This window comes from Pseudomonas sp. Emmai (assembly GCF_055179735.1).
Map to the genome: position 1 here is coordinate 5,827,886 of NZ_CM143685.1, position 26,267 is coordinate 5,854,152.

General features: G+C 60.2%; 25 protein-coding genes. 9 read left to right on the forward strand and 16 right to left on the reverse strand.

Annotated features, from left to right (window positions below):
- The first annotated feature begins 123 nt into the window (after positions 1–123).
- Entirely contained in the window at positions 124–1,446 is a 1,323-nt protein-coding gene (locus ACY4LX_RS26730; protein ID WP_463258316.1) for an MFS transporter, read from the forward strand.
- Positions 1,447–1,581: 135 nt separating this feature from the next.
- Here ACY4LX_RS26730 and ACY4LX_RS26735 read toward each other — a convergent pair whose 3' ends face one another.
- Entirely contained in the window at positions 1,582–2,337 is a 756-nt protein-coding gene (locus tag ACY4LX_RS26735) for a COG4705 family protein (protein WP_149657932.1), read from the reverse strand.
- A gap of 347 nt (positions 2,338–2,684) precedes the next feature.
- Here ACY4LX_RS26735 and ACY4LX_RS26740 point away from each other — a divergent pair, with 347 nt between their 5' ends.
- A complete protein-coding gene (locus tag ACY4LX_RS26740) occupies positions 2,685–2,939 on the forward strand; it encodes a hypothetical protein (RefSeq protein ID WP_149657933.1) in 255 nt (84 codons plus the stop codon).
- Positions 2,940–3,442: 503 nt separating this feature from the next.
- Positions 3,443–4,072, forward strand: a complete 630-nt coding sequence (locus tag ACY4LX_RS26745) for a flavin reductase family protein (protein ID WP_149657934.1) — start codon at positions 3,443–3,445, stop codon at positions 4,070–4,072.
- On the opposite strand, the gene ACY4LX_RS26750 is transcribed toward ACY4LX_RS26745, so the two are convergent.
- Complete coding sequence (locus ACY4LX_RS26750) at positions 4,073–4,303, reverse strand: hypothetical protein (protein ID WP_149657935.1); 231 nt, start codon at positions 4,301–4,303, stop codon at positions 4,073–4,075. It lies immediately after the preceding gene.
- A 43-nt stretch (positions 4,304–4,346) separates the two neighbouring features.
- Positions 4,347–4,700, reverse strand: a complete 354-nt coding sequence (locus ACY4LX_RS26755; RefSeq protein ID WP_463258317.1) for a putative quinol monooxygenase — start codon at positions 4,698–4,700, stop codon at positions 4,347–4,349.
- Positions 4,701–5,034: 334 nt separating this feature from the next.
- Between ACY4LX_RS26755 and ACY4LX_RS26760 the strand changes: the two genes are divergently transcribed.
- The gene (locus ACY4LX_RS26760; protein WP_149657937.1) at positions 5,035–5,964 is read left to right on the forward strand and encodes an AraC family transcriptional regulator; all 930 of its coding nucleotides are present in this window, start codon (positions 5,035–5,037) and stop codon (positions 5,962–5,964) included.
- 114 nt (positions 5,965–6,078) lie between these two features.
- Here the strand turns inward: ACY4LX_RS26760 and ACY4LX_RS26765 are convergent, their stop codons facing one another.
- The 6 genes from ACY4LX_RS26765 to ACY4LX_RS26790 all read right to left on the reverse strand — a co-directional run bounded on the left by ACY4LX_RS26765 (position 6,079) and on the right by ACY4LX_RS26790 (position 13,516).
- Positions 6,079–7,134, reverse strand: coding sequence for an ABC transporter ATP-binding protein (locus ACY4LX_RS26765; RefSeq protein ID WP_463258318.1), 1,056 nt, complete (start codon positions 7,132–7,134; stop codon positions 6,079–6,081).
- 15 nt (positions 7,135–7,149) lie between these two features.
- Positions 7,150–7,998 (reverse strand): ABC transporter permease, encoded by an 849-nt coding sequence (locus ACY4LX_RS26770; RefSeq protein ID WP_123409336.1) that lies wholly within the window; start codon positions 7,996–7,998, stop codon positions 7,150–7,152.
- Positions 7,995–8,906, reverse strand: a complete 912-nt coding sequence (locus ACY4LX_RS26775; protein WP_149657939.1) for an ABC transporter permease — start codon at positions 8,904–8,906, stop codon at positions 7,995–7,997. The genes ACY4LX_RS26770 and ACY4LX_RS26775 overlap by 4 nt, the downstream gene beginning before the upstream one ends.
- A 205-nt stretch (positions 8,907–9,111) precedes the next feature.
- Positions 9,112–10,215, reverse strand: a complete 1,104-nt coding sequence (locus tag ACY4LX_RS26780; RefSeq protein WP_123409338.1) for an ABC transporter substrate-binding protein — start codon at positions 10,213–10,215, stop codon at positions 9,112–9,114.
- A gap of 218 nt (positions 10,216–10,433) precedes the next feature.
- Positions 10,434–11,882, reverse strand: a complete 1,449-nt coding sequence (locus ACY4LX_RS26785; protein ID WP_463258319.1) for an aldehyde dehydrogenase family protein — start codon at positions 11,880–11,882, stop codon at positions 10,434–10,436.
- On the reverse strand, positions 11,879–13,516 hold the full coding sequence (locus ACY4LX_RS26790) for a 5-guanidino-2-oxopentanoate decarboxylase (protein ID WP_463258320.1): 1,638 nt from the start codon (positions 13,514–13,516) through the stop codon (positions 11,879–11,881). Before ACY4LX_RS26790 ends, ACY4LX_RS26785 begins: the two co-directional genes overlap by 4 nt.
- Positions 13,517–13,675: 159 nt before the next feature.
- Between ACY4LX_RS26790 and ACY4LX_RS26795 the strand changes: the two genes are divergently transcribed.
- Positions 13,676–14,560 (forward strand): LysR substrate-binding domain-containing protein, encoded by an 885-nt coding sequence (locus ACY4LX_RS26795; RefSeq protein ID WP_463258321.1) that lies wholly within the window; start codon positions 13,676–13,678, stop codon positions 14,558–14,560.
- A gap of 28 nt (positions 14,561–14,588) precedes the next feature.
- On the opposite strand, the gene ACY4LX_RS26800 is transcribed toward ACY4LX_RS26795, so the two are convergent.
- The 4 genes from ACY4LX_RS26800 to ACY4LX_RS26815 all read right to left on the reverse strand — a co-directional run bounded on the left by ACY4LX_RS26800 (position 14,589) and on the right by ACY4LX_RS26815 (position 18,890).
- Positions 14,589–15,611: an alpha-xenorhabdolysin family binary toxin subunit B gene (locus tag ACY4LX_RS26800; RefSeq protein ID WP_463258322.1), complete on the reverse strand. Its 1,023-nt coding sequence runs from the start codon at positions 15,609–15,611 to the stop codon at positions 14,589–14,591.
- A gap of 35 nt (positions 15,612–15,646) precedes the next feature.
- Positions 15,647–16,885: an alpha-xenorhabdolysin family binary toxin subunit A gene (locus ACY4LX_RS26805; RefSeq protein WP_463258323.1), complete on the reverse strand. Its 1,239-nt coding sequence runs from the start codon at positions 16,883–16,885 to the stop codon at positions 15,647–15,649.
- A 348-nt stretch (positions 16,886–17,233) separates the two neighbouring features.
- Entirely contained in the window at positions 17,234–17,848 is a 615-nt protein-coding gene (locus ACY4LX_RS26810) for an NAD(P)-dependent oxidoreductase (protein WP_463258324.1), read from the reverse strand.
- A 160-nt stretch (positions 17,849–18,008) separates the two neighbouring features.
- Positions 18,009–18,890 (reverse strand): MBL fold metallo-hydrolase, encoded by an 882-nt coding sequence (locus ACY4LX_RS26815; RefSeq protein WP_463258325.1) that lies wholly within the window; start codon positions 18,888–18,890, stop codon positions 18,009–18,011.
- Positions 18,891–19,003: 113 nt separating this feature from the next.
- On the opposite strand from ACY4LX_RS26815, the gene ACY4LX_RS26820 reads away from it, so the two are divergent.
- A complete protein-coding gene (locus ACY4LX_RS26820) occupies positions 19,004–19,912 on the forward strand; it encodes a LysR family transcriptional regulator (protein WP_463258326.1) in 909 nt (302 codons plus the stop codon).
- Between the two features lie 147 nt (positions 19,913–20,059).
- Positions 20,060–20,236 (forward strand): hypothetical protein, encoded by a 177-nt coding sequence (locus ACY4LX_RS26825; protein WP_166656028.1) that lies wholly within the window; start codon positions 20,060–20,062, stop codon positions 20,234–20,236.
- A gap of 9 nt (positions 20,237–20,245) precedes the next feature.
- Here ACY4LX_RS26825 and ACY4LX_RS26830 read toward each other — a convergent pair whose 3' ends face one another.
- Positions 20,246–21,142 (reverse strand): helix-turn-helix domain-containing protein, encoded by an 897-nt coding sequence (locus tag ACY4LX_RS26830; RefSeq protein WP_149657948.1) that lies wholly within the window; start codon positions 21,140–21,142, stop codon positions 20,246–20,248.
- Positions 21,143–21,321: 179 nt separating this feature from the next.
- On the opposite strand from ACY4LX_RS26830, the gene pobA reads away from it, so the two are divergent.
- The gene (pobA, locus tag ACY4LX_RS26835; protein ID WP_463258327.1) at positions 21,322–22,515 is read left to right on the forward strand and encodes a 4-hydroxybenzoate 3-monooxygenase; all 1,194 of its coding nucleotides are present in this window, start codon (positions 21,322–21,324) and stop codon (positions 22,513–22,515) included.
- Positions 22,516–22,574: 59 nt separating this feature from the next.
- A complete protein-coding gene (locus ACY4LX_RS26840) occupies positions 22,575–24,092 on the forward strand; it encodes an MDR family MFS transporter (protein WP_463258328.1) in 1,518 nt (505 codons plus the stop codon).
- 111 nt (positions 24,093–24,203) lie between these two features.
- Here the strand turns inward: ACY4LX_RS26840 and ACY4LX_RS26845 are convergent, their stop codons facing one another.
- Together ACY4LX_RS26845 and ACY4LX_RS26850 are read right to left on the reverse strand one after the other, a co-directional pair.
- Complete coding sequence (locus ACY4LX_RS26845; protein ID WP_463258329.1) at positions 24,204–25,052, reverse strand: cache domain-containing protein; 849 nt, start codon at positions 25,050–25,052, stop codon at positions 24,204–24,206.
- 292 nt (positions 25,053–25,344) lie between these two features.
- Positions 25,345–26,190, reverse strand: coding sequence for an ATPase (locus ACY4LX_RS26850; RefSeq protein ID WP_149658162.1), 846 nt, complete (start codon positions 26,188–26,190; stop codon positions 25,345–25,347).
- Positions 26,191–26,267 lie beyond the last annotated feature (77 nt).

The window sequence follows — 26,267 nt, forward strand, 5'->3', positions numbered from 1 at the left end:
GCTCAACAAAACTGCCCACCCCCTCTAAACCGGCCCTCCTCCCTTTGGCACACCTCCTGCTATAGCCCTTGCAGGCTGCGTTTACACGCGCTCCACAAAAACAATTAAACGAAGGATCCTTCAATGGATAACTCCAACGCCCTGCCGCTTGGGTCGGCCGCCGTGCCTGCCAAAGAAAGAACCACCGCCAGCCGGATCAAATCGATCTTCAGCGGCTCGGTCGGCAACATGGTCGAGTGGTATGACTGGTACGTCTACGCCGCGTTTTCCCTGTACTTCGCCAAGTCCTTCTTCCCCGCCGGTTCCTCCACCGCACAGCTGATGAACACCGCTGCGATCTTCGCCGTGGGCTTCCTGATGCGCCCGATCGGTGGCTGGTTGATGGGCCTCTACGCCGACCGCGCCGGTCGTAAACGTGCGCTGATGGCCTCGGTGTACCTGATGTGCTTCGGCTCGCTGCTGATCGCCCTGAGCCCCAACTATGAAACCATCGGCATCGGCGCGCCGATCCTGCTGGTGTTCGCGCGCTTGCTGCAGGGCCTGTCGGTCGGTGGCGAGTACGGCACCTCGGCCACCTACCTCAGCGAGATGGCGACCAAGGAACGTCGCGGCTTCTATTCCAGCTTCCAGTACGTGACCCTGATCTCCGGCCAGCTCATCGCGTTGGCCGTGCTGATCGTGCTGCAACAGACCCTGACCACCGAACAGCTGTACGCCTGGGGCTGGCGCATTCCGTTCGCCATCGGCGCGCTGTGTGCGGTCGTGGCGCTCTACCTGCGTCGTGGCATGGAAGAGACCGAGTCGTTCAACAAGGTCAAGAAAGAGAAAAAAGAAAGCGCCATGCGCACGCTGATGCGCCATCCCAAAGAGCTGATGACCGTGGTCGGCCTGACCATGGGCGGCACCCTGGCGTTCTACACCTACACCACCTACATGCAGAAATACCTGGTGAACACCGTCGGCATGAGCATCACCGACTCCACCAGCATTTCGGCCGCCACACTGTTCCTGTTCATGTGCCTGCAACCGATCATCGGCGGCTTGTCGGATAAGGTCGGTCGTCGGCCGATCCTGATCGCCTTCGGTGTACTGGGCACGCTGTTCACCGTACCGATCCTGACCACCCTGCACACCATCCAGACCTGGTGGGGCGCATTCTTCCTGATCATGGCGGCGCTGATCATCGTCAGCGGCTACACCTCGATCAACGCGGTGGTCAAAGCCGAACTGTTCCCGACCGAAATCCGTGCCCTGGGCGTTGGCCTGCCGTACGCGCTGACCGTGTCGATCTTCGGCGGCACTGCCGAATACATCGCGCTGTGGTTCAAGAGCATCGGCATGGAATCCGGTTACTACTGGTATGTCACCGCGTGCATCGCCGTGTCGCTGCTGGTGTACGTGACCATGAAAGACACCCGCAAGCATTCGCGGATCGAGACCGACTGACCGTTACATAGAGGTCGTTTGTATCGGCCCCATCGCGGGCAAGCCTTGCTCCTACGGAGATGAGTCGTTCATAAATTTCTCGAACGGCTTAAAAATGCAGGAGCAAGGCTTGCCCGCGATGGGCGCACCTCGATATCAGGACAACTCGGCCACCGCGCGCTTGCCATATTTGTTCTGCGCGTAAGCCGCCCCCGCAATCATCACCACCAGAATCCCCGCCAACACCAGCGACGAGCCGATGGTGCCGAAGTCCAGACCGCCCTTTTCATGGGGTTTGGTCAGGAAGTCGCCCAGGGTTGCGCCGAACGGCCGTGTCAGCACGAATGCCACCCAGAACAGCAGCACCGACGAAAGCCTTGTGAAGTATTTAAGCAACACAACCACCGCGATGGCGGAGCCGATCACCAGCGCACCACCGGCAAAGCCCAAGCCCGAATCGTCGGCCAGGTAATCGCCCAGCGCAGTGCCCAGGGTGTTGGAAAACAGAATCGCCATCCAGTAGAACATCTCGCCGCGAAAGGTCTGGACCTTGCTCACGTTCAGCGAGTCGCCGCTCAAGCGCCACGCCGCGAAAATCCCCAGCAGAATCGCAATCAGGATCATCGAACCGGTGGCGTAGCCCAACCCGAGGGTGCGGTCCATGAAGTCGGACATGGTAGTGCCCGCCGTGCTGGTGGACAGAATCACGATCCAGTACAGCACCGGTTTGTAGGTTTTCGACATCAACTGCGTGATCAGGGTCAGCACGAACACGCTGATCAAAATCAGCGAGCTGATGGCATAGCCGACATTAAGGGTCATCGACAGCAAATCACCGGCGGTTTCCCCCAGGGTCGTCGCGCAGATTTTCATCACCCAGAACGCCAGGGTGATTTGAGGCAGCTTATTCATTACGGGTTGAACTCCAGTGGTCGTGGCAGCCGTTTCTCAGGGTGATGGCCGACGCGCAGACTGGCGGCGAAGCGGTGAAAAATAGGTAAGTGCTGTATGAAAAATCTGTCACGCAAGCCAACGAAACGATTAATCACCGGTTAATGCCCGGAATGCATCCTGCCCTTGTCTGATCGATTCATTGCGATGTGCTCACTCGAACCTTGAAAGCGAGAACGCCTCACGGCCTTAACATCAATTTAATCGATAGTTACTAGTATTAATTTGCGCTTTTCAATCAATTTATCGAGCGTAAACTCAAACCCATACCCAAGGCACACCACGCCAACGAACCCGGAGTAACCGCCATGAAAACCCCACTGATCCTCGCCCTGACCCTTTCCGTACTGGCCGGTGGCGCCTTCGCCGCCGATGGTTATGACCGCACCGGCTCTGCCGTAGCTGCCGACGGTTACGACCGTACTGGCTCGGCCACTGTTGCTGCTGACGGCTACGATAAAACCGGTTCCGCTACTTTCGCCGCCGACGGCTACGACAAAACCGGCTCCGCCACCTTCGCGGCTGACGGCTACGATCGCACTGGCTCGGCCACCATCAGCTAACCCCCAAACGCGGCATCACAGCCCGGCTTCGGCCGGGCTTAGTCGTTTCTGGGAGACGGTAAAATGTCAGCCTCCACATTCCCTGTAGGGGCGAGGCTTGCCCGCGAAGGCGGCCGGTCTGACACCTCAACGTTGAATGTGCCGCCGCATTCGCGGGCAAGCCTCGCTCCTACAAAGGCGGCCGGTCTGACACCTCATCGTTGAATGTGCCGCCGCATTCGCGGGCAAGCCTCGCTCCTACAAAAGGCGGCCGGCCTGTTACCTCATCGCTGAATGTGCCGCCGCATTCGCGGGCAAGCCTCGCGCCTACAAAAGGCGGCTGGCCTGACACCTCAACGTTGAATGTGCCGCCGCATTCGCGGGCAAGCCTTGCTCCTACAAAAGGCGGCTGGCCTGTTACCTCATCGCTGAATGTGCCGCCGCATTCGCGGGCAAGCCTTGCTCCTACAGGGTCGCGCTTGCACTATGCGTTTATCCCGAACATCGCCCCAGGAACCCCAAGCATGCGCGACGACATCCACTACTACGAACCCGCCAACGGCCACGGCCTGCCCCATGACCCGTTCAACGCCATCGTCGGCCCGCGTCCCATCGGCTGGATTTCCTCGCAGGATGCCGACGGCCACCTCAACCTGGCGCCCTACAGCTTCTTCAACGCGTTCAACTACATTCCGCCGATCATTGGTTTTTCCAGCGTCGGGCGCAAAGACAGCCTGAACAACATCGAACAGACCGGCGAATTCGCCTGGAACCTGGCCACCCGACCACTCGCCGAGCAGATGAACCAGAGCTGCGCCATGGTTGCGCCCGACACCAATGAATTCGAACTGGCCGGACTCACGCCCGCCGCCTCCAAAATCATTCAGGTGCCACGGGTCGCCGAAAGCCCGGTGTCCTTCGAATGCAAGGTCACGCAGATCATTCAGTTGCAGCGTGCAGACGGGAATGTGGTGCCGAGCTGGCTGATTCTGGGCGAAGTGGTCGCCGTGCATATCGCCAAGTGGCTGTTGAAGGATGGGGTGTACGACACCGCCGCGGCAGAACCGATTCTGCGCGGCGGCGGGCCGGCGGATTACTTTCAGCTGGGGCCAGAGGCCTTGTTCAAGATGTATCGCCCGGGGGCGAAGAAATAACTACCAGATCAAATCGCTGTCTTCGCTGACGCCTTTGAGCTTGGTCAACTCCAACGCCGCCGCTTCATCGGCTTCGCGCGCGGTGGTGAAGGTTTGTTCTTCAAGCAGCTTGTGAAAACGTGGAGCACCGCTGCCACCGATGGCTTTGACGGCGATTGCCGCGTAATAGCCGCCTTCGCGGGGTACTACGGCTGATACGGCTTCGAATGTTTCAAAGGCTTTGCGTGCCATGGTCGCGCATCCTGGCTAAGTTGAGATTGCCGCCATTAAACCCTCAACCGACCAGTTTGTGCACCTGTGCGTTGGTCTGACCGAGCGCCTGAACTGCCGAGACGTCCTTGAACGTATGAAAATCCAGGCTGTTGACCACCAGGTCCTGCACCAGCTCGGCAAAAATCTGCATGGCGGGGGTGCTGAAGTACGCGGTCATGGCCTGTTGATGGGTCCAGAAACCGGACACCAGCCACAGGTCGGGATCGCATTGCGAGTGTTGCAAGGCAAAGTTCAGGCAACCGCTGGCCGAACGGGATGGCTCGATCAACGCGCTCAGGCGCGCACCGAGTTCCGCCGAGCGCCCGGCGCGGGCACGAACAAAGGCCATATGACTGACGGGAATCTGCGTAGACATGTTCAACCCTCCCAGGAGTTGCGTGGCAGCCGGGGACGGGCTGCGACAGGATCCAAGGTTAGGCGGCGCGCCTTCGTTGCCGTTAGTCGATTCCTGCCGGCTTGTTGCACAATCCTGCGAGGATGGCCAAATCGCACTGAATCAACGACTTCGACGTGTCCGGACGATGACACAGCGGTTTCAAGCAAGTTTCAGTCCGGCGGCACTGCTCTGGCAGCACCGTGAAATAACCCAATGCAGAATCAGGCAAGCATCAGGCAGGATGTGTCTACCGCTTTGCCTTGCACAAACTTAAGCTCTGCCCATCAACAACGCCTCACCGAGGATGTCCTGCATGTCGTCGTTCGATCACTTTGAAGCCCCGCTGGATGCCGACATGGAGAAACAGCGCGAGGAACTGGCTGCGATCATCCGCCGCAACACCACGGAGGATGGCAATTACGCCACTGCCGTCGATTCGCTGATCATGTCGCGTCACAGCCAGACCCATCAATTTGCCCCGGTACTGGCGCAACCGGCGCTGTGCATCATGGCCCAGGGGCGCAAGGAAGTGCGGCTGGCCGATGAGGTGTTCAATTACGACCCGCTCAATTACCTGGTGGTCTCGGTCTCGATGCCGGTGAGCGGGCGCGTGGTGACCGTCACCTCCGAGGAACCGATCCTCTCCGTGCGGCTGGACATCGACCCGGCGGAAATCACTGCGCTGATCGCCGACGCCGGCCCCATGGGCGTGCCGACCCGGCCGACCGGGCGCGGGTTGTATGTCGAACGGCTGGACGCGGCCATGCTCGACGCGGTGCTGCGCCTGACCCGTTTGATCGACACGCCCAAAGACATCGCCATGCTCGCGCCGCTGATTCGCCGGGAGATTCTGTATCGCCTGTTGCGCAGCCAGCAGGGCCACCGCCTGTATGAAATCGCCATCGCCAACAGCCAGAGCCATCGCATCAGCCAGGCGATCAAATGGCTCAACGGCCACTATGAACAGCCGTTGCGCATCGATGACCTGGCCAAGGAAGTGAACCTGAGCGTGTCGACCCTGCATCACCGCTTCAAGGCGATGACCGCGATGAGTCCGCTGCAGTATCAGAAGCAACTGCGCTTGCAGGAAGCCCGGCGCTTGATGCTGGCCGAAGGGCTGGAAGCGTCGGCGGCGGGGTATCGCGTCGGGTATGAAAGCCCGTCGCAGTTCAGCCGGGAGTACAGCCGGTTGTTTGGCGCACCGCCGCTGCGGGATTTGGCGCGGATGCGGTTGACGGTATAACCGCCCCCTGTAGGAGCGAGGCTTGCCCGCGAAGGCGTCGTGTCAGTCGACATTAATGCTGGCTGACACGACGCCTTCGCGGGCAAGCCTCGCTCCTACAGGGTTGGGGTGTTTTCAGGCGCTGAGTACGCGGCAGGCTTCGGCCGGAAGCGTCACCGACACCGGATTGCCCACACTCAACCCAAACCCCTGACACGGCGTGCTCAGCGCGGTAAACGACACCCCGGAACACTCCACCGTCGTCTCGATCGTCGCGCCGATGTCCCGCACAAACGTCACCTTGCCCAGCAACCGATTCCCCGCCGTGGCCTGGGGCTGCGACAGTTGCAGGTCCTCAGGGCGAATCAGCATCTTGATCTTCTCCCCCACCACGATGCTGCTGCAAATCGGCACTTCCAGGGCATCGCCACCCGGCAAGCCCACCTTGCCATTGCCCAGTGCGGTGGCCGGAAAGATGTTGCCCGAACCGATAAAGTCCGCGACAAATTCATTGGCCGGGTGCCGGTAAATCTCAATCGGCGTGCCCACCTGCTGCACCTTGTGCTCGCCCAATACCACGACGATATCGGCCATGGTCATCGCTTCACGCTGATCGTGAGTCACCATGATCGTGGTGATGTTCAGCCGTTGTTGCAGCTGACGGATTTCCACCTGCATCGATTCTCGCAACTTGGCGTCCAGCGCCGACAGCGGCTCATCGAGCAGGAGGATTTTCGGCCGCGAGGCAATCGCCCGGGCAATCGCTACGCGCTGGCGTTGCCCGCCGGACAGTTTCGCCACCGGGCGATCAATCATTTCCTTGAGTTGAATCAGCTCCAGCAACTCCACTACCCGCGCCTGCTGATCAGCCTTGCTCACCCCGCGCAGTTTCAACGGATAGGCGATGTTCTCCCCCACGGTCATGTGCGGAAACAGCGCCAACGATTGGAAGACCATGCCGAAGTTGCGCAGGTGCGCCGGGGTATGGCCGATGTCTTCGCCATCCAGGCGGATCTCACCGCCGGACAGGGTTTCGAGCCCGGCGATCATCCGTAGCAACGTGGTTTTGCCGCAGCCCGACGGGCCGAGGAAACACACCAGTTTGCCCTCGGGCAAATGCAGGTTTACATCCTTTACCGCGCAGGCCGAGCCGTAGTGTTTCTCGACGTTTTCCAGAATCAGACCAGTCATGTTGCACCTCAAGAATCAGAACGAAACGCCACCTTCACCGACCAGCTTCTCCAGCGCCCAGATCAGGACGAAGTCGATCAGCACGATCAGCACGGCAAACGAGAAAACGGTTGGGTCCAGCGATGACACGGTGCGGCTGTACATCCAGATCGGCACGGTCATGACGTCGATGGTGTAGAGGAAATAGGTCACGGTGAATTCGTTGAACGAGACGATGAACGCCAACAGCATCCCCGCCAGAATCCCCGACTTCATCAGCGGCACCACCACATCAATGATCGCCCGGGTCGGTGAGGCGCCGAGCATTTGCGCGGCCTCTTCGACTTCGCTGCCGATGGAGAGCATTGCTGCTGTGCAGTTCTTCACCACGAATGGCAGTGCGAGGATCACGTGGGCAATCACCAGCCGCGAGGTGGTGATCTGGAACGGCAGGCTGTCGAACACCAGCAGCAACGCCAGGCCCAACACCACCATCGGGAACACCAACGGCAACGACATCAATTGCAGGGCCACGGCTTTGCCACGGAACTCGCAACGGGTCAGCGCGTAGGCCGCCGGCACCGCGATGATCGTCGCGAAGACCATGGTCAGGCACGCCACCATCAGGCTGGTGGTCATGGCTTTGCCCAGGCTCAGTACATCGCTGGCGTCCGGCGAAACAAAGGTGTGCCAGGCCGCGCGATACCATTGCAGGCTGTAGCTGCTGGGCGGGAAGTCGAGGTTCGACGCGCCGCTGAACGACATGACGATCATGGTCAGGATCGGCAGCACCGCCAGCAGCAGGATGAAGCCCGACAGGATGCCGGCGAACTTGCCGGTTTCCCCCGGCAGCAGGCCATAACGTTTTTTGCTCAGGGTGCTCATTGCGAAGCCTCCAGCATGCGCCGACGACGGCCGGTGATGTATTCGGACAAGGTCATGATCGCCAGGGTGGTGACAATCAGCACCACACCGGCAGCGGACGCGGCGGGCCAGTTCATCAGCGGGGCGATCTGGTCATGCACCATGACCGCCAGCATCGGCACCCGCCGACCACCGAGCAGCAGCGGCACCACGAAGCTGCTGGCGTTGTAGGCGAACACCAACGTCGCGCCAGTGATGATCCCCGGCAGACTCATCGGCAACACCACTTGGCGGAACACCTGGAAGCGACTGGCGCCCAGTGTCGCGGCGGCTTCTTCATAAGTGCGAGCGACGCCGCGCATGGCGCTGGCAATCGGCAGCACCGCCAGCGGGAACGCGGTTTGCACCAGGCCCATCAACACGCCGTTCTGGTTGTAGAGCAGCATGATCGGGCGCTTGATCAAACCGATGCCCATCAGCGCCTGATTGAGCATCCCCGCCGGGCCGAGAATCACCAACCAGCCGTAGCTTTGCAGCAGCAGGTTGACCAGCAACGGCAGCAGCACCGCCGCGAGGAAAATCCGTCGGATAAACGGCGAGGTCAGGCGCGACATGGTGTACGCCACCGGAATTGCCAGCAGCACCGCGATCACCGCGCTGAACAGCGCCAGACGCAGGGTCAGCATCAGGGATTTGAGGTAATAGGGTTCCAGTAACTGCGCGTAACTAGCGAGGCTAAACCCGCTCCATTCCGCGCCTTTGGTGCCGACGCTCATGCGCAGCACCAAGAGGCTGGCAGCAATCAGCACGCCGAGAAACAGCATCGACGGCGACAGGAAAAGCCAGGCGCGAGTAGTCGGCGACACGCCCCGGCGTGGACGCGCTGGCGCGGCGGCGAGCGGATGAGTCAGAGGTGGTTGGTGTTCCATAGCAAGGGTCTCGTCAATGGAAAGCAGCAAGACTGCGATTTGAGTAACCCTGTGGCGAGGGAGCTTGCTCCCGCTGGGTCGCGAAGCGGCCCCCATCAATCACCGCGTCGATACAGAAAGGGTCGCGGTGTCTGGTTGTACGGCTGCTGCGCAGCCGAGCGGGAGCAAGCTCCCTCGCCACAAAAGGTCTTTCAAACCTCAGAAATCAGGAAGAAAAGATTTCCGTATAACGACGAATCCATTGGTCATGCACAGTGGCCAGGAAGGCGTTGTCGTGCATGATCGCCTTGTCGGCAATCTGCTCTGGCGTGAGGATGAACGGGCTCTTGCGCGCTTCGGCGGAGATGATCGCCTTGGCGTTGACCGGGCCGTTGTAGATGTCCTCGGCCATCTTGCCCTGCACCAGTGGGTCCAGGGAGTGGTTGATGAAGGCGTAGGCCAGGTCGGTGTCGCCGGGGCGATTCTTTGGCATCACCGACAGCATCAGGTCGGTGTAGAACCCTTCCTTCATGCCGAACGTGGCGCCGAGGCCGTAGTTCGGGTCGCGAATCTGTTTCGGGAAAAACGCCGGAGCGTACAGGCCGCCCATGTCCAGGGAACCGGTGCGGAACAGCTCGGCGATCTGGTTCGGGTTTTCACCCAGCGTAACCACGCGGTCCTTCAACTCCGCGAGTTTCTTGAAGCCCGGCTCGATGTTGTGTTCGTCACCTCCGGCCAGTTTGGCGGCGATGATGATTAGGTCCATCGCTTCGGTCCAATTCGGCGGCGGCAGGAAGATGTTCGGCGCCAACTCGGCATCCCACAGCGCGGCGTAACTGGTCGGCGCTTCGGTCTGGGTGCGGGTGCTGTAAACCAGGCTGTTGCACCACAGCAGGTAACCGATGCCATGACCGTTGGCGCCGGTGCGGTATTTCTCCGGCACGTCCACCAGGTTGGGGATGCGGTTGAGGTCGGGTTTTTCCAGCAAATCGGCGGCGGCCAGGCCTTCGGCGCCGACGCCGGCCAAGGTGATGATGTCGTACTGCGGACGATCACCGCCGGCCTTGAGTTTGGCGACCATTTCCGAGGTGCTGCCGGTGCGGTCGGCGATGACCTTGCAGCCGTACTTGGCTTCGAAAGTCGCCGCGATGTTGCGCAGTGCCGCCAACCCGGTGTCATCGGACCAGGTCAGCAGGCGCAGGGTCTTGCCCTGAAAACGGGTGTCGCTGGCATTGGCACGGATGAAGGGCATGCTCATGGCCGCCGCTGCAACCGAAGCCACGCCCACGGTTTTGATGAATTGCCGTCTGTTCAGATCATGCTGGCCCATGAAGGACTCCCTTTGTTTTTGTACGTATGAGGTTGGTCGCAACCGTTGCATCCGCGTGCTCGGATCAGCTCGAAGCCCCCGGTTTCAAAGGACTTGAGCTGAGCCGACGGGTTTATCCTGAGGTCGTGCAAAACACCTGACTATCGATAAAAACTCATTGAAGCCATGACGCCAGCGCATGCCTCAGAACGAGGCATGCGCTCACCGTTTTCGAGCGCTTAGACGGCTCGAATCACGTGTTTGATTTCCTGGAAAGCCTGCAACCCCCACGGCCCCAACTCGCGGCCGAGGCTGCTCTGCTTGTAGCCACCCCAGGCGGCCTGCGGGAAGATCACTTGCGGCGCGTTGATCCACACCAGCCCCGCTTGTAGGGCGTTGGCGACCCGATCCGCCGCTTCGACATCGCGGCTGACCACGCTGGCGACCAGGCCGAACTGGCTGTCGTTGGCCAGGGCAATCGCCTCGGCTTCGGAGGCAAAACTGCGTACGCAAATCACTGGACCGAAAATCTCTTCACACCACAGCGCACTGTCGAGGGGCACTTCGGTGAAGATCGTCGGCTGCAAAAAATAACCGCGCGGCAGATCCGCCGGACGATTGCCGCCGCAAATCAGCTTGGCGCCGGCACTCAAACCGCGATCGATGTGGCCGAGCACGCGCTGGTATTGCGCCTGATTGACCAGTGCACCCATTTCCACATTCGGGTCGAACGGGTCGGCCACGCGAATCGCTTCGGCGCGGGCCTGCAAACGAAGCAGGAATTCATCGGCCAGTTCATCGGCGACCAGCACGCGGCTGGTGGCCGAACACATCTGGCCGGCGTTGAAGAAACCGCCGCCGCAGGCCAGTTCCACGGCCAGGGCGATGTCGGCGTCTTTCAATACCAGCAGCGAAGATTTGCCGCCCAGTTCCAGGCTTACGCCCTTCACGGTTTCAGCGGCGCGCTGCATCACCTGCACGCCCACCGCGTTACTGCCGGTGAAGGAAATCTTGGCGATGCGCGGATCCGCCGACAGCGGCGCACCGACCGCCAGACCGGTGCCGCAAACGAGGTTGAACACGCCTTTGGGCAGACCCGCCTCGGCGATGATCGCGGCCAGTTCCAGCTCCGGCAGCGGCGTGACTTCCGATGGCTTGAGCACCACGCAGCAGCCGGCAGCCAGGGCCGGGGCGAGTTTCCACGCGGTGGTGACCATCGGGAAATTCCACGGCACGATCAGGCCGACCACGCCGCACGGTTCACGGCGCAGGCGTGCGCTGAAATCGTCGGTGGGCAGCTCGACGGTGCTGTCTTGCTTGGCATCGAGCCCTTCGGCTAAACCTGCGTAGTACTCGAAGGTGGCGATCACGTCGTCCACATCGATGGCGGCTTCGAACAGCGGCTTGCCGTTGTTGCTCGACTGCAAATGCATCAGTTGTTCGCGACCGGCCGCCACACCGGCGGCGATGCGGCGCAGGATCGCCCCGCGTTCGGTGCCGGTGGTTTTCGACCAGTCCTTGAAGGCGTTGGTCGCAGCGGCTACGGCGTGCTCGACAGCTTTTTCATCGCCGCCGTTTACGGTGGTCAACAGGGCTTCAGTGGCCGGGTTGATCACACGCAGGTGTTCTTTGCCAGCGGACCATTGGCCATTGATGTACAGGCCATCCAGCGTCGTTGGGAAGCTCATTTCGACACCGCCTTCATCCACTGGGTCTGATCGATTTCAATCAGGGTCGGGCCCTGACGGTCCGTGGCGGCGCGCAAGGCGCTGCGCAGTTGCTCGACACCGTTGACCGCTTCAGCCGCACAGCCCAGAGCCTTGGCGACACCGATAAAGTCCGGGGTGTAGATGTCCACGCCCACCGGCTCAATGGCGCGGTTGACCATGTACTTTTTGATTTCTTCGTAGCCCTGGTTATTCCACAGCAACACGATCACTGGCGTGCGCGCTTCCACGGCACTGGCCAGTTCCGGCAGGGTGAATTGCAGGCCGCCGTCGCCGATCAGGCACACAACAGGAGGACGCGAACCGCCCTCGACGCTGCCGCCAAGCCACGCACCAATCGCCGCCGGCAAGGCGTAACCCAAGGTGCCGTAACCGGTGGACGAGTTGAACCAGCGGCGCGGACGCTCCGGGTTGAAGGTCAGGTTGCCGGTGTACACCGGTTGGGTCGAATCGCCGACGAACACCGCGTCCGGCAGTTCGTGCAGCACGGTTTCGAGGAAACGGGTTTGAGCCAGGGTCGGCGCATCCCAGGTCGCGGCGAGTTCTTCACGCAAACGCGCAGCGCGTACCTGGCCCCAATCGTTGCGGCGCTCGGCCAACGACTTGTGGGACAGGGCGCTGAGCAGGGCTTGGGCGGCGTTGCGCGAGTCGGACACCAGCGCCACGTGCGGCGGGTAGTTGCGCACGGTCTGGTCCGGATCGATGTCGACGCGCAGCAGTTTGCCGGGGATTTCGAAGCCGCCGGCGAAGGTCACGTCGTAGTCGGTTTCGGCCAGTTCGGTGCCGATGGCCAACACCACGTCGGCTTCCGCGACCAGGGCGCGGGTGGCGACCAGGCTTTGGGTCGAGCCGATCAGCAGCGGGTGATTGGATTCGAGCATGCCTTTGGCGTTGATGGTCAACGCAACCGGGGCGTCGAGCAGTTCGGCCAGTTCAGTCAGCTCGGCGGCAGCGTCGATGGCGCCGCCACCGGCCAGGATCAGCGGGCGTTTGGCACCGGCCAGCAGTTCGGTCATGCGCGACACGGCGGTCGGCGCAGCACCGGCGCGGTCGATGTTGACCGGGACGCTGGCAAGCAGATCGTCGGCCTCTTCCACCAGCACGTCTAACGGAATTTCGATGTGCACCGGACGCGGACGCCCGGCCTGGAACAGCGCGAACGCCCGAGCCAACACGCCCGGCAATTCCGACGCCGACATCAGGGTGTGGGAGAACGCCGCCACGCCGCCGACCAAGGCGCTCTGGTTCGGCAGCTCGTGGAGCTTGCCGCGACCGCCGCCCAACTGGTTGCGGGTCTGCACGCTGGAGATCACCAGCATCGGGATCGAATCGGCGTAGGCCTGGCCCATCGCCGTGGTGATGTTGGTCATGCCCGGGCCGGTGATGATGAAGCACACACCCGGCTTGCCACTGGTGCGCACATAGCCATCGGCCATGAAACCGGCGCCCTGTTCGTGACGCGGCGTGACGTGGTTGATGCTCGAACGGGCCAGCCCGCGATACAGCTCAACGGTATGCACCCCGGGAATGCCGAACACCTGCTCGACCCCGTAGTCTTCGAGTAACTTGACCAATACTTCGCCGCACGTCGCCATGTCTTTGCCCTTTTTGTTCGTTTGAGACGCCGGGCCTGCGCAATGTTTATGATGCGAAGGCAAGCCCAGGGATGGCCTCATTGGAACGGGCGACACGTAGCCGCAACAATGGATAAAAAGTCATACTAGCCATGTCCTCACGTCATACCTTGGGTCCTCATGAAACGATTGCCTCCCCTGCCCGCCCTGCACACTTTTCTGATCACGGCACAGTGCTGCAACTTCACCCGGGCCGCCGAGCAGTTGCACATCACCCAGGGCGCGGTCAGTCGGCAGATCGCCGGGCTGGAAGATCACCTCGGTTATGAGCTGTTCATCCGCCAGGCCCGCGGCCTCGATCTGACGGCGCAAGGACGGGAATGGCTGCCACGGGTGCAGCAGATTTTCGGCTTGATCGGCGAGGCGGTGGAGCAGATCGGCGCCAAGCGCGAAACCCTGCAACTCAAGGCCCCGACCTGTGTCATGCGTTGGTTGTTGCCGCGTTTGATGCAATGGCAAAGGGAACGCCCGGACGTGCCGGTGGAGCTGACGACAACGGTTCGGCATGGCGTGGATTTTCATCGTGAGCAGTTCGATGCGGCGGTGATCTACGGCGTACCGCCAGACACATCACTGGCCTCCCATCGGTTGTTCGATGAGCAACTGACGCCGGTGTGTTCCAAGCCGTACCTCGAAGGGCCGGTGCCGTTGCAGGTGCCGGAGGATCTGGAACAACACATGTTGCTGCACCCGACTCGCGATGAACGGGATTGGAAAGCGTGGCTGGCCTCGGCGGATGTTCAGTTGAGCAATGTCGGCAAGGGCCAGCATTTCGAAACGCTGGACCTTGCGATGTCGATGGCGTCCCAGGGGACAGGCGTGGCGATTGGCGATTGGTCGCTGATTGGTGACGATTTGCAGGCCGGTCGATTGGTCATGCCATTTGAATTGAAAGTACGCACGGGGTTGGCGTACTACCTTGTCCATCCACTGAGACCGACCCCAAGCGCACCGCTGGCTGAATTGCTGGACTGGCTACAAGCCCAGGCCCACGACCTGTCATGAACCTGGGCGCCATTGCACCCTGTGGCGATCAGCGCCAGGTAATGCTCTTGAGGTAATCGAGCATCGTTTTATGGCGTCCGGCCAGGTTCTGGATCGATGACGCGTCTTGAATCTGTTGCGGATGGCTTGACCGTATAAAACGCTCAAACGCAGATTGGATCTTTTCCGCCTCTTGCAACCAGTTGCGAGTGATCTGATCGAGGCCGCGAATAGCTTCAAGTTTTTCCAGCTTACTGTTCTGCTCGCCGATCTGCGCCTCAATGGTAGCCAGTTCCTGGCGCACACCTTCGAGTCGGCCGCGCACACCCTCTCTTGCCTGGGTGAGGTTGGCGTAAAGGCGCCCTTCTTCGATGCCTTGCAAGTTACCTTTGAGTCGCTTGAGCACCAGTTCGAGGAACTCGCGATCAGGCTTGCGGATAGCCACCAATTTAAGCGCAGCTTCTATCTCTTCTGCGCTGGGGATCTGTTTATTGAAGATCTCCAGCCAGCCCGGAGCATTGAACTGCGAGATCTGCAGATCAATGTCGCTTTTCTCCTGCTCAAGCTTTGTGCGGTCATCAGTGAGCACACTCTGAGTCTGGCGCAAGCGGGCGAGGTGCGCCGATTCGATTCGATCAAGATCGATTCCAACGTCGGCGAAACGAACCCCGGCCAGGTTGGGCAATGCCCGGCGCAGGTATTCGGTCGCGGTGTTCAAAGGCAGCAGCGCCGCTTCGACCCGACGCACGCAATACTTCACCAGTTCCTCAATTTTCTCTGCCCGTACCGCGGCCGCTACCGTGGTATTGCCCAGGATCTCGTCAACGCGCACCAGAATATTGTTGAACCCGACATTGGTCAGGGCAGCGATTGCTCGCTTGATATCTTCGCCCAAGTGCTGATCGTCGGCGTTGAGTTGGTCCCGAAGATAAAGGCTCTTCTCCTGGACGGCCGGTAAGTGCACAAAGGTTTTATCCGCCACTATCAAGTTGAAATGGCTTTGCGCGGCCTTCATCACCACCCTGTTCGGTAGTGCATAGCCATTCCTATCGTCAAGCGTATTAGCAGTCATAATATTTTTCATCCTTGAAGTATTTAACCAACCATTCAACCAACAACTTCGTTAAAAACCCTGGACAACGCATTGGCATGCCCTTGAATGACACCCCAGGGTTCAATCACTGAATGTAAATCCAGCACCAGCATGCCCAGATCAAGCTCATTATCGAGTTGCAATAATCGATCGGAGGATTCTTCAATACTCACCCAAATAATGGCCCATACATCTTCCAGATTTTTAGCACCGCGCTCAGCGTCACTCATCAGGATTTTCATATCGCTTAGCCGCCCTCCCACTTGATTCAAAAGTTGTGAAAAGCGCGTCTTGCCCATTCTACCCAGCAGTTCGTCCCGATTGGCCAACAGGGTATTTTTCTGTGACCTGACCTTTTCGGCCTGGGATCCGAAGATCCCCCCGGTAATGGCAACCCCGATAGGACCAAACACCAGGCCGGCAAAGGAATAACCGACCAGGTTGTTGTACTCGGCGATTTTTTCCGCGATGTGTGCATCCAGTTCTTTCAGTTGAGCCCTGAGCGCTTCCTCCTGGGCTGGCGCTTCGATACCTGCCTGTTCAACATAGCCCAGCGTGGCCACGACTGCAGGTAGGAGATCTTCTGTTATTTTGCGTGAAAATTCTGAAGCTAACGCTTTGACCGCACTGACACGCTGATAAAAACTCTCGATATCGTTTTTCATTCGCGTGAAATACTTGGCCAGGTTTTGCACCCTTTCGCTGTCGGAGTTGCCCAGGGGAACGGCTGCCAGCGCCGCCCGCTCGGCATCATTGAGCGTATGGATCGTACCGCTCAGATCCTTGTAGCCGGCGAAGCTCTTCAAATGCTCGACCACCTGGATTCCGCTGTTTATAAACCCTTTGGAGAAGAGATCCAGACGGCTTCCGAGGTCCTTGGTGTCGCGTTCCAGCGTTCCCCAGGAAAGCGCATGTTGATGAATGCGCTGGTGCAGTAACTGGATGTCTCGCGGCTCCAGGCCCTTGACCGTGGATTCGGTGTAACCCAGCAGTTTCTCGACTGCGCCAAGGTCCACCGGCAGGCGCAGACTTGCGCTGACATAACGCTTGATATCAATAATGTTGTGTTTCTGAACAATGAAAGTTCCGTCTTTGTAAGTCGACGCTTCAGCACCGGCCATGACGCCAAAGTATTGCACGGGCACATACTTTGCCGCTTCGGCCATAGTGTCCACGCCCTCCAACTCGGCCACGGCTTGATGTGCCACACGCCTTAATTCATTTTGCAACGCTTGCTTTTTATCGATCAGCATAAAAGACCCAATTAAAAAACCACAACACAATTAATAGATACGCTTGCAGAGCGACTTGTTATTCAGCGTCTACAATATATAACGCGAGATCACACTAACCTGCTGAAGTGGACTATTCAACTACGCCCGAGGAGGCAAACACTGTAGGAAAGCAAACCCCTTTCATGAATGATTTTTAACCCCACGAAAGACAGCGCGCTTAATAACGATTGCAAACCGACAGCACCCAATGCATTGCCCCCAATGAATATTGGCAGGTACGACGCCGATACCAATACCGTTTATTTTCAACCCACAAAAAAAAGCACACGTCACTTGCGTGACGTGTGCCTGATGTTGCTCTATGTATCAGTAACCAACTGTAAATCGCTGGCGTGCAAAAACATGTTTTTCAACTTCATCAATGATCGCAATGGCGTAATCGGCAAATGTAATCCAACTGCGACCGTCGGCACTGACCAGCAAATCATCCTTGCCGAGACGAAACTTGCCGGTGCGCTCACCTTCAACAAACTCCGCCGATGGCGACACGAAGGTCCAGTCCAGTTCCTGTTCCTTGCGCAGATTCTCCAGGAACAACGCCCCGGCACTCGCTTCAGCCTTGTACTCCTCGGGGAAACCTTCGCTGTCGATCACGCGACCGCCATTGGGCAGCAACAACGAACCGGCCCCTCCCACCACCAACAGCCGTTTAACCCCGGCCTTCTTCACCGGCCCGATCACGGCGCTGGCCGGCAGGGTCGCGAAGTGTGCGGCGCTGATCACCACGTCATGTCCGGCGACCGCCGCTTGCAAGGCGTCGGCATCCAGCGCATCGACGGTCTTGCTGACCACACCGTCGCGCTGGCCGATCTTCGAGGTATCACGGGCGATGGCGGTAACGCGGTGACCGCGACGCAGGGCTTCTTCCAACAATTGGCTACCGGCGCGACCGGTGGCACCGATGATTGCGATTTTGCTCATGACGTTCTCCAGTGGGCTTGAATGTGTCTGTATAGATCGTTCCCACGCTCTGCGTGGGAATGCCTCAACGGACGCTCCGCGTTCGGCTGTTGATGGGACGCGGAGCGTCCCGGGCTGCATTCCCACGCGGAGCGTGGGAACGATCAGTCACTAAATCCGGTTACCACTTCATCTCGCCCTTGGCGACTTTGGCGCTCAGCTCCAGCGAGCTTTCCTCGCCCAGTGTCGGGTAGCGTTTTTTCATCGCTGCAATCAGCGCGGCAGAATCCTTGGCCTTGGCCGTTTCTTCGTCGAACGCCTTGATGTACTCGGCAGTGAATTGCACGGCCACCAGGGACCGCGCGCTCTCACCCAGGTAGTGACCCGGCACGATGGTTTTCGGTTTCAGGGTTTCAATCGAATGCAGCGTAGTCAACCAATCGGCATGGGACTGCGCGGTCTGTGTATCCGCCATCCATACGTGGATGTTTTCCGCGACCACCACACCACCGACCACAGCCTTGATCGACGGGATCCACACGAAGCTGCGATCCGGTTGCTTGCCGTCCAGGCCCACCACCTGCAATTTCTGCCCTTCGAGCATCAGGCTGTCGCCCTTGAGCACACCCGGCACGATGGTTTTGGCGGGCACGTCAGCGCCCATTTTCGGGCCCCAGAAGGCGAGTTTGCCGTCGACGGTTTGCTTGATGTGGTCCACGGTCGGTTGCGAGGCCAGCACTTTGGCGTTCGGGAACGCGGCGGTCAGGGTGTCGAGGCCGAAGTAGTAATCCGGGTCACCGTGGCTGATGTAGATGGTGGTCAGTTGTTTGCCGCTGGCGCGGATCTTCTGCACCACTTGCTCGGCCTGGGATTTGCCGAACTGCGCGTCCACCAGGATTGCGTCTTTCTCGCCGCTGACCAGCACCGAGGTCACCGGGAAAATCGCCTTGTCGCCCGGGTTGTAAACATCCAGGGTCAGGGTCGACGCGGCTGCCGCGTGGGCAGCAAAGCCGAGGGTGGCGGTTGCCAGGAGAATGCGCTTGATTGCGGTGAAACCGATCATCTGTTGCTCCGTTGTCCAAATGCCGTGCGGCGATGGGGGCAGAGCTTAGTTGCCAATCTCAGTACAAAAAATGCGATGCTGGAACATAGTTTGTTTCTAAAAGTGGGCAAATCATGGATCGTCTTCAAGCAATGCAGGTGTTTGTCTCGGTAGTGGACCTGGGCAGCCAGTCGGCGGCGGCCGATCACCTGGACCTGTCGCGGCCGGTGGTGTCACGTTATCTGGCGGAACTGGAAGATTGGGTCGGCGCCCGGCTGATGCACCGCACCACGCGCAAGTTGAGCCTGACCGCGGCAGGCAGCGAGATCCTGCCGCGCTGTCGGCAGATGCTCGACCTGACCACCGACATGCAAGCCGCCATCAGCGAACCGGACGAAGCACCCCGTGGCCTGCTGCGGATCAGCGTCAGCACCTCGTTCGGCCAGGCGCAACTGGCGGACGCCATGGCCGCGTACGTCAAGCGCTACCCCGGCGTCAGCATCGACATGCAGATGATCGACCGCACGGTGAACCTGGTGGACGAACGCATCGACCTGGCGATCCGCACCAGCAACGACCTCGACCCGAACCTGATCGCCCGGCGCCTGACCGTGTGCCGCTCGGTGATCTGCGCCTCCCCGGCGTATCTGGAAGAACATCCGGCACCGCAACGGGTCGAGGACTTGAGCCAGCATAATTGCCTGACCCACTCCTACTTCGGCAAAAGCCTGTGGCATTTCGAGCAGGACGGCGAACAGGTCTCGGTGCCGGTGCAGGGCAACATCAGCGCCAACGAGGCCAGCACCCTGCTGCGCGCCACCATGGCCGGCGCCGGCATCGCGATGCTGCCGAGCTACCAGGCCGGCGTGCACATCCACAGCGGCGAACTGATCCGCTTGCTGGCGCATGCCGAGCCGCGGCAGATGAACATGTACGCGGTGTATGCCTCACGCAAACACATGCCGTCGACGATGCGCAGCATGCTCGACTTCCTGGTGCTCAGATTTCCCGAAGAGCCTGAATGGGATAGAGGCAGCTACTAGCTTTGAGCTGCAAGCTGCAAGCTGCAAGCTGCAAGTTGGAAGCGCGTTGCTTGTAGCTTGTAGCTTGTAGCTTGTAGCTTGCGGCTGCCCCTGTCTGACCTATGCTGAATGTAAGTACCCAAGGGTATTCGTTCAGAGGTCAACGCCATGAACATCAGAACAAGAAGATACCTCGCCATTTTCATCACCTGCGCGGCGACGTTGGCGCTGTATGGCACTGCGGCCTGGCGGGTCGAGCAGTTGCGCAACCTGCCCCGTGAGTTCGCCAGCTGCAACTACGAGCGCTGCATCCCCCACAACGCGACCCTCAATGCCCTTCGCTAGTGAAGAACGTCAGGCCTCGTTGTCCTGATCGGCCTTCAAACGGTCGCGGAAGGCCTTGGGTGAGATCCCCACGCGACGCCTGAAAAGACGCGTGAAGTTGGTCGGATCGGAAAACCCCAACACGTCAGACATTTCATAAATAGTCATGCTGGTGTAGGTCAGCAGGCGCTTGGCTTCCAGCAATTGGCGCTCGTGCATGATCTGCAATGCCGGTTGCCCCGCCAGCTCACGGCAGGTGCCGTTGAGGTGCGACACGGAAATCCCCAGCCGATGGGCCAGGTCCTCGACTTTGACGTGCTGGCGGTACGTCTCTTCCACCAGTTGAATAAAGCCGTTGAGGTATTCCCGGGCGCGCTGCGGGCGCTGGCTGGCGTTGCGGCGCTGGATCACCTGGCGGCTGACCCAGACCATGATCACGCTGACCAGCGAATGCATGAGCATTTCCCGGGCCGGTTGATGGCCGGTGTATTCGCTTTGCAACGCCGAAAACAGACTGTTGAGGTACTCGCTGTCCTTGCCCGCCGGATAACTTTCGGCCTGGGCCAGAGCGTTCTCCGAATTACCCAGTTGTGACTGCAAATGCGCCACCAGGGGTGCGGCCAGGGTCACGACAAACCCTTCGACATCCTCGGAAAAACGATAACCGTGCACCGACAGCGGCGGCAGGATCAGCATCGCCGGGTCGGTCAATTGCGTGCGTTTACCTTCGATTTCAAGCTCTGCCTGACCTTTGAAAACGAAGAGTAACTGGCACAGATCAGCGTGGCGGTGGGGTTTGATTTCCCATTGATGTTCGCGACTGCGTTTGGAAATGGTTTCACAGTGCAGCAAGTCGGGGGTCGGCCAGTCCAGGCTTTCACCGTAGAGCTTGAACACCGGAATCGAAGGCAGGTCAGGCTTGTTCATCACTTCAATCCAGGCCTCGGGGTAGACGGGGCGATAATCGCACCGATTGGCAGAATGTACAGGTATCGGCTCAGTTTTCACCTTCAATTGACAGACTCGCAAGGGAAAAATGCAAGCACTCGATCCATAAAAATTATTCACCGGCTCTGGTCGCGTGACACTTGCGAGTCATAAAAACAATGAAAACGCTGAAGACCCAAATCGCCATCATTGGTGCCGGCCCCTCCGGTTTATTGCTCGGCCAATTGCTGCACAACGCCGGCATCGACACCCTCATTCTTGAACGCCAGACACCGGATTATGTACTCGGCCGAATCCGCGCCGGAGTCCTTGAACAAGGCATGGTAGAGCTGTTGCGCCAGGCCGGCGTGGGTCAGCGCATGGACGCCGAAGGACTGGTGCATGGCGGCTTCGACCTCGCCCTCGACGGCCGCCAGGTTCACATCGACCTGCACGCCCTGACCGGTGGCAAAACCGTGATGATCTACGGCCAGACCGAAGTCACCCGCGACCTGATGGCCGCCCGTCGGGACGCTGGCGCACAGACGATTTATCAAGCGAGCCATGTCGTTCCCCATGGCATGAAAAGCGACGAAACCTTTGTCACGTTCGAAAAGGATGGCGAGACGTATCGCCTTGATTGCGACTACATCGCCGGTTGCGACGGCTTCCATGGCGTGGCCCGGCAATCGATTCCCGCCGAGTGCCTGAAAGTCTTCGAACGGGTCTATCCGTTCGGCTGGCTGGGGATATTGGCCGACACGCCGCCGGTCCACGAAGAACTGGTCTACGCCCGCCACGAGCGCGGGTTCGCGCTGTGCAGCATGCGTTCGGCGACTCGCACCCGTTATTACCTGCAAGTGCCGGTCGAGGAGAGCGTCGAGGATTGGTCCGATCAACGCTTCTGGGACGAGCTCAAATCCCGTCTGCCCCGGGCGCTGGCGGACAAACTGGTCACCGGGCCGTCCATCGAGAAAAGCATCGCGCCGCTGCGCAGTTTTGTCGTGGAACCGATGCAATACGGGCGGATGTTCCTGGTCGGTGATGCGGCGCACATCGTCCCGCCCACCGGCGCCAAGGGCCTGAACCTGGCCGCCAGCGACGTCAGCACGCTGTTCAATATTCTGCAGAAGGTTTACCGCGACGGGCGTGTGGATTTGCTGGAGAAATACTCGGAAATCTGCTTGCGCCGGGTGTGGAAAGCCGAGCGGTTTTCCTGGTGGATGACCTCGATGCTGCACCATTTCGAGGAGCACGATGCCTTCAGCCAACGCATCAGCGCCTCGGAGCTGGACTACTTTGTGAACTCCGAGGCGGGTCGAAAAACTATTGCAGAAAATTACGTCGGGCTTCCATACGAGGCTATCGAATAGCCTGCTATCGACTTACACTGGCGAGCATTCACCCGCTCGCCGTGCCCGCAGGTTTTACCGTGACCAATCTGAACCAGCCTGAAACGCCCAAACCGGCCATTCGCAGTGTCTTGATCGCCCTGATGCTGGCGATCTTTCTCGGCGCGCTGGACCAGACCATCGTCGCGGTGTCGATGCCGGCCATTTCCGCGCAGTTCAAGGATGTCAGCCTGCTGGCCTGGGTGATTGCCGGCTACATGGTGGCGATGACCGTGGCGGTGCCGATTTACGGCAAACTTGGCGATCTGTATGGGCGGCGCAAGTTGATGCTGTTCGGCATGGGTCTGTTCACGGTGGCCTCGTTCTTTTGCGGCATGGCCCAGAGCATGGAGCAACTGGTGCTGGCGCGGATCCTTCAGGGCATCGGCGCCGGCGGGATGATTTCGGTCAGCCAGGCGATCATCGGCGACATCGTCCCGCCCCGGGAGCGCGGTCGTTATCAGGGTTACTTCAGCAGCATGTACGCGGTGGCCAGTGTCGCCGGGCCGGTGCTCGGCGGGTACATGACCGAATACCTGTCCTGGCGCTGGGTGTTCCTGATCAACCTGCCGCTGGGCCTCGGCGCCTGGCTGGTGGCCAATCGCACGCTGGTGGGGCTGCCGGTGCCGCAGCGCAAACCGATCATCGATTATGTCGGCACGGTGCTGATGATCATTGGGTTGACCGCGTTGTTGCTCGGCATCACTCAGGTCGGCCAAGGGCATTCATGGCGCAGCGCCGAAGTGCTCGGCCTGCTCGGTTGCGCGGTGGCGGTACTGGCGCTGTTTGTCTGGCATGAGCGCCGTGCGCGGGAGCCGTTGCTGCCGATGCATTTGTTCGCCAACCGCGACGCGATCTTTTGCTGGTGCACGATTTTCTTCACCAGTTTCCAGGCCATTTCCCTGATCGTGCTGATGCCGTTGCGCTTCCAGAGCGTCACCGGCGCCGGGGCCGACAGCGCCGCGCTGCACCTGTTGCCGCTGGCGATTGGCTTGCCGATTGGCGCCTATTTCGCCGGGCGCCGCACGTCGGTGACCGGACGCTACAAGCCGATGATCCTGACCGGCGCGCTGCTGATGCCGCTCTCTATTCTGGGCATGGCGTTCAGTGCACCCCAGGCCTTGTTGATGAGCAGCCTGTTTATGTTGCTCAGCGGAATCGCCAGCGGCATGCAGTTCCCGACGTCATTGGTCGGCACGCAGAATTCGGTGGCGCAACGGGATATCGGCGTCGCCACCAGCACCACCAACCTGTTCCGCTCGCTGGGTGGCGCGGTGGGCGTGGCGTTGATGTCGGCGCTGTTGCTGGCGTTGTTGCAGGATTCGAGTTTCGCCCACCTGGCCGGTTCGACGCTGATTGCCGAGGGGCGTTCGGGGAATGTCTTGCTCGACGGTTTGAACGCCGCGCCGGGGGAGGCGCAGAACGCCTTGCGCGCGGAGTTGCTGCTGACGTTCCGGCATTTGCTGATGGTCAGTGCGGCGGTGTCGTTGTTGGGGTTGGCGGCGGCAGTTGCCATGCCGAACAGGGTGTTGCGGGGGCGGGAAGATAAGGTTCGCTAGTCCCCCGCTCCGCGTGGGAATGCCTCAACGGACGCTCCGCGTTCGGCTTTGGATGGGACGCGCAGCGTCCCGGGCTGCATTTCCCACGCAGAGCGTGGGAACGATCATTGCTCAAGGGCTGTAATACCCGACAGCCACCAGAAAATGTCCAACCTTCTTCAGATAAGCATGCTTGTCCTCAACCTTCCCGGTCACCGGGTTCTTCCAGCGATACTCGTACTCGCCCTGATCCTGCTTGGCGATCAACGCCAGAATCGGTTCGCCCACCGGTTTGCCTTCCGGGTCGTTGACCTTGCCGAAGTCGGTATTGATCAGCCTTAGATTGGTGCCATGGGCGACGTAGCGCTGGTTATCCAGATCCACCACGAACACATACAAGTCGTCCTGCAAGTAGCCGCCCTTGAGCGAGTTGATCGCCGTCAGCGTGCCCTTCTCATCTTTGGAGAGGTCGGCGGCGGCTTTATCGAGCAAGGCCTGGGCTTGCTGCGCCGATGCGCGGGGCACGTAGTAACCGACCGCCAGGATCCGCTGGCCAATGCGCTGATAGAACACGTGCTTGCGCTCGACCTTGCCGTCGGCCCAGTTCTGCCAGCGGTATTCGGCCTGCTGGATGCCGTTGCCTTCCGGCACTTTCAGGGCGTCCTTGAAGGCTTTCTGCAAATCCGGCGGCAGGGTCTCGGACACGTCGCGCCCGATCAACGCCGAGGACGGCCCACCGCTGGCGAGCATCACGCCTTGGGTGTCGACCACGAAGACGTAACGGTCCTTGTCGACAAACTCGCCCTGTCGGCTGAACGCCGCGAAGGCCTTGTCGCCATTGTCGTGGTAATACGCCAGGGCTTTTTCCAGCAAGGCCCGGGCCGCCTGGCCGTCATCCTTGGCTGCCGTGGCCGCCTGAACCTGGCCCAGGCTCAGCAACAACATCCCCCCCAACCACGCCAACTTGTGCACAAACCCCATAGCGCATCCCTCGTTCTTGTTGATGTTTCAAGAGCGTAGACGGGGTTGGGGATATGGATGGATATTCAGCGAATCGCGGTGCGCGAGGCGAAAGAGCACTTTGAGGTGAGAGCGCTTTTGTGGCGAGGGAGCTTGCTCCCGCTCGGCTGCGCAGCAGTCGTAAACCCTGAGCATGCGGTGTGCCTGACACACTGCGGGGGAGCGCTTCGCACTCCAGCGGGAGCAAGCTCCCTCGCCACAGGCAAGCCCCTTCGCCACAAAAGCGCCTTTGCTACAGATTTGGCGCGGCGGGCTATTTCGCCCGGGCGTTGATCTGCTGCTGCAAATTCTGGATCTGCGCTTGCAGGGTGTTGAGGTTGCGGGTGGTCTGGGCGCGGAAGGCGTCGAACTCGGCGGTGTTGGTCGGGTTTGGCGCGACGGCGGCCGGGCGGTTGTCCTGCTCGCTTTTGAGCACGACGATTTCCTGTTCCAGACGATCGATCGCCGCTGTCGGGTTGCCCTGTTTCTTCAGCGCAGCGATGTCGGCGTTGAGGCTTTTCAGCTCGGCGTCGACTTTGCTGGTGTCGGCCGGCGTGCTTTTCAGGGTCGCCAGGTCCGTGCTCAAGGTTTTCACCTGGGCCTGCAACTGCGCGTTGGCCGCCGTTTGCGCCGTGGTTTGCGCCGTCATCTGCGCCAGACGTTTGTCCAGATCGCTGGTCTGGCCGACCACACCCAGTTGGGCCTGGCTCTGGTCCTGGAGTTTGCTTTCCAGTTGTTTGATTTGCAGTTTCAGCGCTTCGCTGTCGCTGGAGACATTCGACTGGCTGGCCACCACCTTGCCGGAAATGTCCTGCAGGCGCCCCGCCGCTTCCTCACTGATCCGCGCGAAACTTTCCTGGGTCGCCACCAGTTGCTGCTCCATCAGCGAAATCTGCTGGAAACTCCACCAGGCCAGGCCCGCGAACGCGAAGAACAACGCGCCGACCAAGGCCCACAACGGCCCGGTGCTGGCGCTTTTGACTTTGGTCACCGGCACCGGGCGCGAGTGCACGGTGGTGCGTTCACGGGCGGCCGGTGTGGTTGGGAAATCGTCGTCATCGAGGGGGTCGGCACGCAGGCTCGGTACATCGTCGAAGTCGTCGTTGGCATCGTTACGCATGGACATTGAGGCAACCTTTGTGGAACGCGGTGATGGCGGTGTGCGGCGAAGTATAACCCCCACCGCCGCATGGGTTG